Source organism: Streptomyces hydrogenans (assembly GCF_014656075.1).
Classification (GTDB): domain Bacteria; phylum Actinomycetota; class Actinomycetes; order Streptomycetales; family Streptomycetaceae; genus Streptomyces; species Streptomyces hydrogenans.
Map to the genome: position 1 here is coordinate 1 of NZ_BNBS01000076.1, position 8,008 is coordinate 8,008.

Below are 8,008 nucleotides of genomic sequence, written 5' to 3' on the forward strand. Positions count from 1 at the left end.
TCGGCTGCTGCCCGGCCCGTGCCGAGCGCCCCGCGGCCGCCGGCGCCGACAGCCCCTACGCGTGAGGAGCCACCCCGTGACCCCCGCCCCCGCACCCCTGCTCGACGAACTCCTCGCGCTGGCCCTGGAGGCCGCCCGCCGGGCCGGCGCCCTGCTGCGCGACGGCCGGCCCGAGGACCTCGCCGTCGCCGCCACCAAGACCAGCGCCATCGACGTCGTCACCGAGATGGACATCGCCGCCGAGAAGCTGATCACCGGCTTCCTCGCCGAGCACCGCCCCCAGGACGGGCTCCTCGGCGAGGAGGGCGCGGCCAGCCCCGGCACCAGCGGCGTCCGCTGGATCATCGACCCCCTCGACGGCACCGTGAACTACCTCTACGGCCTGCCGTCCTGGGCGGTCTCCATCGCCGCCGAGCTCGACGGCGAGACCGTCGTCGGCGTCGTCGAGGCCCCGCTGCGCGGCGAGACGTACCAGGCCGTCCTCGGCCGCGGCGCGCACCTGGGCGAGCGCCGGCTCGCGGTCCGCACCGCGCCCCCCTTCGACCAGGCCCTGCTCGGCACCGGCTTCGGCTACGTCCAGACCCGCCGCGCCCGCCAGGCCGAGGTGCTGCGGGAGGTCCTGCCGATGGTCCGGGACATCCGGCGCGGCGGCTCGGCCGCCATCGACCTCTGCGACGTGGCGGCCGGCCGGCTCGACGCGTACTACGAGCGCGGGCTCAACCCCTGGGACCACGCCGCGGGGGCCCTGATCGCCCGCGAGGCGGGCGCGCGCACCGGCGGGCGCCCCGGACAGCCCGAGTCCGGCGAACTGGCCGTAGCGGCCCCCGAGGGGCTTTTCGGGCCCCTCCAGGAGCTGCTCGACCGGCTGGGCGCCTGGCACGACTGAGACCGGCCCCCGACACGGCGGTGCCCCGGAACCGAGGAGGCTCCGGGGCACCGCCGCGGCACTCCCGGGGGAGTGCCGCCGCTCAGGCGCTCTGCGCGCAGACCGTCGCGACCTCCACGCCGTGCTCCGCGGCCAGTCGGTGCAGGTCCTCCAGCTCGGCCTGCTCGACCTCCGCGAGGTACTCGTCGCCGGTCTCGCGGGCCCGCGTGAGGTCCGACTGCGTGGTCCTGATGCGGTGCAGCAGTCCTGCGGTGAACGCGTCCATGCGCCCCTCCTCGTGGGTCCGGCGGCACAGGGGGGTGTGCCGAGGATGGATGGATCACGCTCTGTGTCGCTCCCGGGGGACGGAAGAGCCGTGGGCGTGCCACAGACAGGGTGTGATCGCGGGGTGTGGAAACCTCCTCCCCAACCCTCCTCGCACGGAAACCTCAACTGACGCCCGAACCAGGTGAATTCTTCGTGCCGGCTTCCGGAAGGGCTTCCCGGCGGGCTCCCGGAAGGGCTCGCGCGCCGACTGACGCGCCCGCGCGCGCCCGCCGACCGGGGGAAGTCCCGCGGCGGCCCGGGGAAAGCCCGCGCACCGCCGTCTTACAGCCGGTTTACGCGCGTCCGGGGCAGGATGGACACGCACAGTCAGTGCTCAGAATTGCCCACCGGTCCGCCCGGACCGGAGCGCCGAGGGAAGGAAGAACGACGTGCGCGTACTCGTCGTCGAGGACGAGCAGCTGCTCGCCGATGCGGTGGCCACCGGACTGCGCCGGGAGGCCATGGCCGTCGACGTCGTGTACGACGGCGCCGCCGCCCTGGAGCGCGTCGGGGTCAACGACTACGACGTCGTCGTCCTCGACCGCGACCTGCCCCTGGTCCACGGCGACGACGTCTGCCGCAAGATCGTCGAGCTCGGCATGCCCACCCGGATCCTGATGCTCACCGCCTCCGGCGACGTCAGCGACCGGGTCGAGGGCCTGGAGCTGGGCGCCGACGACTACCTCCCCAAGCCCTTCGCCTTCACCGAGCTCACCGCGCGCGTGCGCGCCCTCGGCCGCCGCACCTCGGTGCCGCTGCCGCCCGTCCTGGAGCGCGCCGGCATCAAGCTCGACCCCAACCGCCGGGAGGTCTTCCGGGACGGCCGGGAGGTCCAGCTGGCCCCCAAGGAGTTCGCCGTCCTGGAGGTGCTGATGCGCTCCGAGGGCGCCGTGGTCTCCGCGGAGCAGCTCCTGGAGAAGGCGTGGGACGAGAACACCGACCCGTTCACCAACGTCGTCCGGGTCACCGTCATGACCCTGCGCCGCAAACTGGGCGAGCCGCCGGTCATCGTCACCGTCCCCGGCTCCGGCTACCGGATCTGAGCCGATGGCCGCGACCCCGGCGCCGCACCCGCAGGCGCCACCGAAGCCCACCTGGGACCCGCGGGACCCGGTCAGGCCGCTGCTCCGGCCGACCATCCGGATACGGCTCACGCTGCTCTACGGCGGCATGTTCCTGATCGCCGGCATCCTGCTGCTGTCGATCATCTACCTCTTCACCGCGCAGGCCCTCGGCGACAGCGCCGCCCAGCTGCCGTTCAGGATCGTCAAGGGCGAGGTCCTGCCCACCACCTCGTGGTGCGTGCTGCCCGACAAGGGCACTGGCGAGCAGTTCAACGAAGCCGTCTCCGTCTGCCTGCACCAGCAGTCCGACCGGGCGCTGGAGGACCTCCTGCGCCGCTCGCTCTTCGCCCTGCTCGGCCTGAGCATCATCGCCTTCGCCTTCGGCTACGCCATGGCGGGCCGGGTGCTCTCGCCGCTCGGCCGGATCACCCGGACCGCCCGCCAGGTGGCCGGCTCCGACCTGGCCCGCCGGATCGAGCTGGACGGCCCGGACGACGAGCTGAAGGAGCTCGCGGACACCTTCGACGAGATGCTGGAGCGCCTGGAGCGCGCCTTCACCGCCCAGCAGCGCTTCGTCGCCAACGCCTCGCACGAGCTGCGCACGCCGCTGGCGATCAACCGCACGCTCCTGGAGGTCCACCTCTCCGACCCCGGGGCGCCGGTGGAGCTCCAGCAGCTCGGCAAGACGCTGCTGGCCACCAACGAGCGCAGCGAGCAGCTGGTCGAGGGCCTGCTGCTGCTCGCCCGCAGCGACAACCAGATCGTCGAGCGCAAACCGGTCGACCTCGCGGAGGTCGCCGAGCGGGCCGTCGACCAGGTGCACGGCGAGGCCGTGACGAAGGGCGTGGAGATCCGCGGCGAGCGGGCCCCGGTCGTCGTCCAGGGCAACGGCGTGCTGCTGGAGCGGATCGCCCTGAACCTGCTCCAGAACGCCGTGCGGTACAACGTCCCGGACGGGGGCTGGGTCGAGGTCGACACCGAGGTCAAGCGCGGCGAGGCGGTGCTCACGGTGTCCAACACGGGCCCGGTGGTCCCCGCGTACGAGATCGACAACCTCTTCGAGCCGTTCCGCAGACTCCGCCAGGAGCGCACCGGCAGCGACAAGGGCGTCGGCCTCGGCCTGTCGATCGCGCGCTCGGTGGCCCGGGCGCACGGCGGACGCATCAGCGCGGAGCCCCGCGAGGGCGGCGGCCTGGTGATGCGTGTCACTCTGCCGATCTGACAGACTGCAGGGGCGAAGCCCGATCTGTTCGCTTTGAGCGGAATTCCGGGACCCCCGCCCTGAGACGCCCGTGTGTGATCGATCACAAGCGTGCGTACCCGAAGGATCGCGCTCAGTGACCGTGAATTCCGCGGGAAAACCCGGAAAAGTCCGGGTTTCCCGGGCGTTGACCGGCGGAAAGTACACGGGGTGGCGCTCCACACGAACGCCCCGAGGACCGTGTACGGTCCGCTTCGCCACTCGTACCCGATCACTCGTGAAGTGCTCGGGACGGGTGTCGATTGAGTAACAGACCTTGATGTGAGGCAAAATCTGCGCCTCAGGTCGGGCACAAGTCCGACCTCTCACGCGTTACGTGCGCTGAGACACCGCAACCACCCAGAGGGGGAGAGCGACATGGCAACGGATTACGACACCCCACGCAAGACCGACGACGACGTCGACTCGGACAGCCTCGAGGAGCTCAAGGCTCGTCGGAACGACAAGTCGACCTCGACGGTCGACGTCGATGAGTTCGAGGCCGCCGAGGGCCTGGAACTCCCGGGCGCCGATCTCTCGAACGAAGAGCTCGCCGTCCGGGTCCTGCCCAAGCAGGCCGACGAGTTCACCTGCATGAGCTGCTTCCTCGTGCACCACCGCAGCCAGCTGGCGCGCGAGAAGAACGGCCAGCCGATCTGCCGCGACTGCGACTGAGTTAGGCGCGGCCGTGGCAGGCGACACACCGTCCCGGAAGCGGCGTCTGAGGCTTCCCGTGAAGCCCCGGACGTACAAGGGCGGCACAGGCCCGTCGGAGGGCGCCCTGGAGGCTCCCGACGTCGAGCAGGCCGCCCCCCTGCCCTCCCTCGGCGTGGCGGACGACGAGCGGGGCCCCACGGCCTCGCTCGAAGCTGCCGCCCCGGGTCGGGGCGAGGCACCGCTCCCCGCGGAGCGGGACCCCGAAGGCTCCTCGGACCCCGAGGCGCCCGAGGGCCGTGACGACAGCCGTCACGGCAGGCTGGACGCCGTCAGGCGGCTGGCCAACCCGGCACGCGCACAACTCGACCGCATCAGGATCGACGCCGCGCGCATCGACGCCGTCCGCCGCAGCGTGGAAGGCGTCAAGCAGGGCGTGAAGCGGAGCGGCGACGGAGCCAAGGCAGGCATCGGCTATCTCGCCGACCGCCTGATCGACCTGGCCCCGCGCGTCCCCGTCCGCGACCTCGCGACCCTGCGCAAGCAGTTCCCCGGGCTCGGCCCCGAGGAGCTGGCCGACAAACTCGTCTTCGGCGCGGCCAACGCGAGCTCGACCGTCGGCGCGGGCATCGGCGCCGCCGCCATGCTCCCCGTCCCGCCGGCCATGCCGGCCGAGCTGGCCGCGGAGATCACCGGCGTCGCCGCGATCGAGCTCAAGCTCATCGCCGAACTCCACGAGATCTACGGCCTGCGGCCGCCCGGCACCCTGCCCCAGCGCTCGGCCGCCTATCTGACCTCCTGGGCCGAGGAGCGGGGCATCGACCCCACCAAGCCCACGACGATCAACGCGGCCCTCGGCGGGCAGCTCAAGCGCGAACTGCGCCAGCAGATCATGAAGCGCATGGTCCGCAACCTGCCGAACCTCACCCCGTTCATGGTGGGCGCGGCCGTCGGCGCGGTCATGAACCGGCGCGACACCAAGAAACTCGCCGGCCACATCCGCAAGGACCTCAGAGCCCGCCAGGTCTCCTGGGACAGGCTGGTGGAGCTGCCCCCGCTGGAGCAGCCGGAGAACCCCAAGGAGCTGGGCTTCTAGACCGCCCCGGAACCGGACGACCAGACCCCCGTGACGGACGACAGGACCGCCCGTGACGGACGAGCCAGACTCCCGTGACGGACGACAGGACCGCCCTGGGACGACCAGACCGCCCCGGGCCGCCGGAGCGGCTCCGGGACGGACCCCCGCGGGGCCGGAGGGCTCAGCCCTCGCCCCGTACCGCCTCCACGGCGGCCGCCAGACCCTCCGGGTCACGGCTCGACAGGTACAGGTACGGCGTCGGGTCCGCCGGGTCCGTGACCACGATCCGCACCGCCCGCGGCACATAGCTGCGCATCAGCATGAAGGCGCGCGGATCGGCCTTGTGCATGCGCCAGGCGCGCGCCTCCTCCGCGTCCAGCACCTCGACCGCGCCGAGCGCCGACACCGGCACCCGGGCCTCGCCCGCCACCAGCGAACCGGCCACCACGCGGATCCGCGCCGAGCCGTACGAGGACGCCGCCACACCGGCCGCCACGCCCGCCACGATCAGACCGCCCAGCATCGGCACCGTCCCCAGCGGGAAGGTGACGAGACCGCCGGAGACCGCCAGCAGACCCACGATGACCCACCAGGAACCGGGCACGGTCAGCCGCTCGTCGAAACGCGGCGCCGCCGGGGACGCGGAGGGCGACGCGGACGACCCGGGGGAGGAGGCGCCGGACGGTGAGGACGGTGCGGAAGGCTGCATGCGTCCAAGCTTGGCACGGCGCGCCCCGCGCCCGGCCGCGCGGGTAAGGTCTGCGCCTGTGACTGCAACATCTGCCGCCCTCACCCCGCCGGCCGACGCCGTGGCGCCCACCCGCCACCCGGACGCGCCCGCCCCCGGCGAGCCGCTCGGCTCGCACTACGGCCACTGCTTCGGGTGCGGCGACGGACAGCCCCACGGGCTCCACCTGGACGCCCGCGCGGGCGAGGGCGTGACCGTCACCGCCGAGTTCACCGTGACCGCCGACCACCAGGGCGCCCCCGGCCTCGCCCACGGCGGCATCCTCGCCACCGCGCTCGACGAGACCCTCGGCTCCCTGAACTGGCTGCTCCGCGTCATCGCCGTGACCGGCCGCCTGGAGACCGACTTCCGCCGGCCCGTGCCGGTCGGCACCGTCCTGCACCTCCAGGCCGAGGTCACCGCCGTCCACGGCCGCAAGATCTACTCGACCGCCACCGGCCGCATCGGCGGCCCCGACGGCCCCGTCGCCGTCCGCGCCGACGCCATGTTCGTCGAGGTCAAGGTCGAGCACTTCATCGACAACGGCAGGCCGGAGGAGATCCAGGCCGCCATGTCCGATCCCGACCAGGTCCGGCGCGCCCGCGCCTTCGAGGTGAACCCCTGATGCGCCCTCCCGTCGACGTGCTGATCCGCCGGGTGGACCCGGACGTGCCGATCCCGGCCTACGGCCACCCCGGCGACGCCGGCGCCGACCTCGTCACCACCGAGGCCGCCGTGCTGGCTCCCGGCGAGCGCGCGGTGCTGCCCACCGGGGTCTCGATCGCCCTCCCCGACGGCTACGCCGCCTTCGTCCACCCCCGCTCCGGACTGGCCGCCCGCTGCGGAGTCGCGCTCGTGAATGCCCCGGGGACGGTGGATGCCGGGTACCGTGGAGAGATCAAGGTGATCGTGGTCAATCTCGACCCGCGCGAGAGCGTCCGGTTCGAACGGTTCGACCGGATTGCCCAACTGGTCGTCCAGCAGGTCGAGAAGGTGCGCTTCCACGAGGTGGCGGAGCTTCCCGGCTCGGCGCGGGCCGAGGGGGGCTTCGGGTCCACCGGCGGTCATGCCGCCGTGGACGGCACGACGGGTGGGAATCGATACGCTTCGGTCGTATCCGACCGGGAAGGACAGTGACGTGTTCGGACGTCGCAAGAAGAGCGGTGCCGCCGACGAGGCGGGCGAGGTCGAGCAGGTCGTCGACGCCGTGGAGGGTGAGGACGCCGTGGACGCGGCCGACCAGCCGCGCAAGGTGAACCTTCCGCCGGCGCCCCGGCCCGACGGCCCGTGGGACATCTCCGAGGTCGCCAAGCCCGAGGAGGGGCGCGTCGACCTCGGCGGCCTCTACGTGCCCGGTGTCGAGGGCATGGAACTCCGCGTGGAGGTGGCCGGGGACGCGATCGTCGCCGCGACCATCGTGCTGCGCGACAGCGCCGTGCAGCTCCAGGCGTTCGCGGCGCCCAAGAAGGAAGGCATCTGGGGCGAGGTCCGCGAGGAGATCGCCACCGGCATCGTCCAGCAGGGCGGCGCCATCGACGAGGTCGAGGGCCCGCTCGGCTGGGAGCTGCGCGCGCAGGTCCCCGTCCAGCTGCCCGACGGCAACCGCGGCGTGCAGATCGTGCGCTTCGTCGGCGTCGACGGCCCGCGCTGGTTCCTGCGCGGTGTCATCTCCGGCCAGGGCGCGGTCCAGCCCGAGGCGGCCGGTCTGCTGGAGCAGATCGTCCGGGACACCGTGGTCGCCCGCGGCGAGGGTCCGATGGCCCCGCGCGACCCGATCGTCCTCAAGCTGCCCAACGACGCGCAGATGGTGCCGGACGGCGTCCAGCAGGAGGAGCAGGCCGGGTCCCGCTTCTCCGGCGGTATGGGCCAGCTCCAGCGCGGCCCGGAGATCTCCGAGATCCGCTGACGCGCCCCCGAAACCCTTCGGGACATCCGGTCCGATGGGCCGCCGCCCGTACGCACGACGTACGGGCGGCGGCCCATCGGCCTTTTCGGCCTACCGGCCTGACCTCGGCCCCCGGCCTGATTTCGGCCCTCCGGCCCGACACTGGCC

General features: G+C 73.0%; 10 protein-coding genes. 8 read left to right on the plus strand and 2 right to left on the minus strand.

What is annotated here, in order from left to right; all coding sequences use genetic code 11:
• Positions 1–76 precede the first annotated feature (76 nt).
• The gene (locus tag IE321_RS27035; RefSeq protein WP_190224864.1) at positions 77–886 is read left to right on the plus strand and encodes an inositol monophosphatase family protein; all 810 of its coding nucleotides are present in this window, start codon (positions 77–79) and stop codon (positions 884–886) included.
• An 82-nt stretch (positions 887–968) separates the two neighbouring features.
• Here IE321_RS27035 and IE321_RS27040 read toward each other — a convergent pair whose 3' ends face one another.
• On the minus strand, positions 969–1,151 hold the full coding sequence (locus IE321_RS27040; protein ID WP_043230249.1) for a hypothetical protein: 183 nt from the start codon (positions 1,149–1,151) through the stop codon (positions 969–971).
• Between the two features lie 430 nt (positions 1,152–1,581).
• Between IE321_RS27040 and IE321_RS27045 the strand changes: the two genes are divergently transcribed.
• From IE321_RS27045 to IE321_RS27060, 4 genes are all read left to right on the plus strand, one after another.
• Positions 1,582–2,235, plus strand: coding sequence for a response regulator transcription factor (locus IE321_RS27045; protein WP_030496297.1), 654 nt, complete (start codon positions 1,582–1,584; stop codon positions 2,233–2,235).
• A 4-nt stretch (positions 2,236–2,239) separates the two neighbouring features.
• Positions 2,240–3,478, plus strand: a complete 1,239-nt coding sequence (locus IE321_RS27050; protein ID WP_043230246.1) for a sensor histidine kinase — start codon at positions 2,240–2,242, stop codon at positions 3,476–3,478.
• Positions 3,479–3,874: 396 nt separating this feature from the next.
• Positions 3,875–4,171: a DUF4193 domain-containing protein gene (locus IE321_RS27055; RefSeq protein ID WP_003955561.1), complete on the plus strand. Its 297-nt coding sequence runs from the start codon at positions 3,875–3,877 to the stop codon at positions 4,169–4,171.
• 13 nt (positions 4,172–4,184) lie between these two features.
• Entirely contained in the window at positions 4,185–5,246 is a 1,062-nt protein-coding gene (locus IE321_RS27060) for a hypothetical protein (protein WP_190224865.1), read from the plus strand.
• A 163-nt stretch (positions 5,247–5,409) separates the two neighbouring features.
• Here IE321_RS27060 and IE321_RS27065 read toward each other — a convergent pair whose 3' ends face one another.
• Complete coding sequence (locus IE321_RS27065) at positions 5,410–5,937, minus strand: DUF3093 domain-containing protein (protein ID WP_043230243.1); 528 nt, start codon at positions 5,935–5,937, stop codon at positions 5,410–5,412.
• 58 nt (positions 5,938–5,995) lie between these two features.
• Between IE321_RS27065 and IE321_RS27070 the strand changes: the two genes are divergently transcribed.
• Genes IE321_RS27070 through IE321_RS27080 form a run of 3 tightly spaced genes read left to right on the plus strand, consistent with a single transcriptional unit; the run spans position 5,996 to position 7,861 of the window.
• On the plus strand, positions 5,996–6,580 hold the full coding sequence (locus tag IE321_RS27070) for a PaaI family thioesterase (protein ID WP_043230241.1): 585 nt from the start codon (positions 5,996–5,998) through the stop codon (positions 6,578–6,580).
• Positions 6,580–7,092: a dUTP diphosphatase gene (dut, locus tag IE321_RS27075; RefSeq protein ID WP_043230240.1), complete on the plus strand. Its 513-nt coding sequence runs from the start codon at positions 6,580–6,582 to the stop codon at positions 7,090–7,092. The genes IE321_RS27070 and dut overlap by 1 nt, the downstream gene beginning before the upstream one ends.
• A gap of 1 nt (position 7,093) precedes the next feature.
• A complete protein-coding gene (locus IE321_RS27080; protein WP_043230239.1) occupies positions 7,094–7,861 on the plus strand; it encodes a DUF3710 domain-containing protein in 768 nt (255 codons plus the stop codon).
• Positions 7,862–8,008: the final 147 nt, after the last annotated feature.

What these genes read in the sequence shown, in the direction of transcription:
- IE321_RS27040 (WP_043230249.1), bottom strand. Translation starts at nt 1,151, where the DNA reads ATGGACGCGTTCACCGCAGGACTGCTGCACCGCATCAGGACCACGCAG.
- IE321_RS27050 (WP_043230246.1), top strand. Translation starts at nt 2,240, where the DNA reads ATGGCCGCGACCCCGGCGCCGCACCCGCAGGCGCCACCGAAGCCCACC.
- IE321_RS27055 (WP_003955561.1), top strand. Translation starts at nt 3,875, where the DNA reads ATGGCAACGGATTACGACACCCCACGCAAGACCGACGACGACGTCGAC.
- IE321_RS27065 (WP_043230243.1), bottom strand. Translation starts at nt 5,937, where the DNA reads ATGCAGCCTTCCGCACCGTCCTCACCGTCCGGCGCCTCCTCCCCCGGG.
- dut (WP_043230240.1), top strand. Translation starts at nt 6,580, where the DNA reads ATGCGCCCTCCCGTCGACGTGCTGATCCGCCGGGTGGACCCGGACGTG.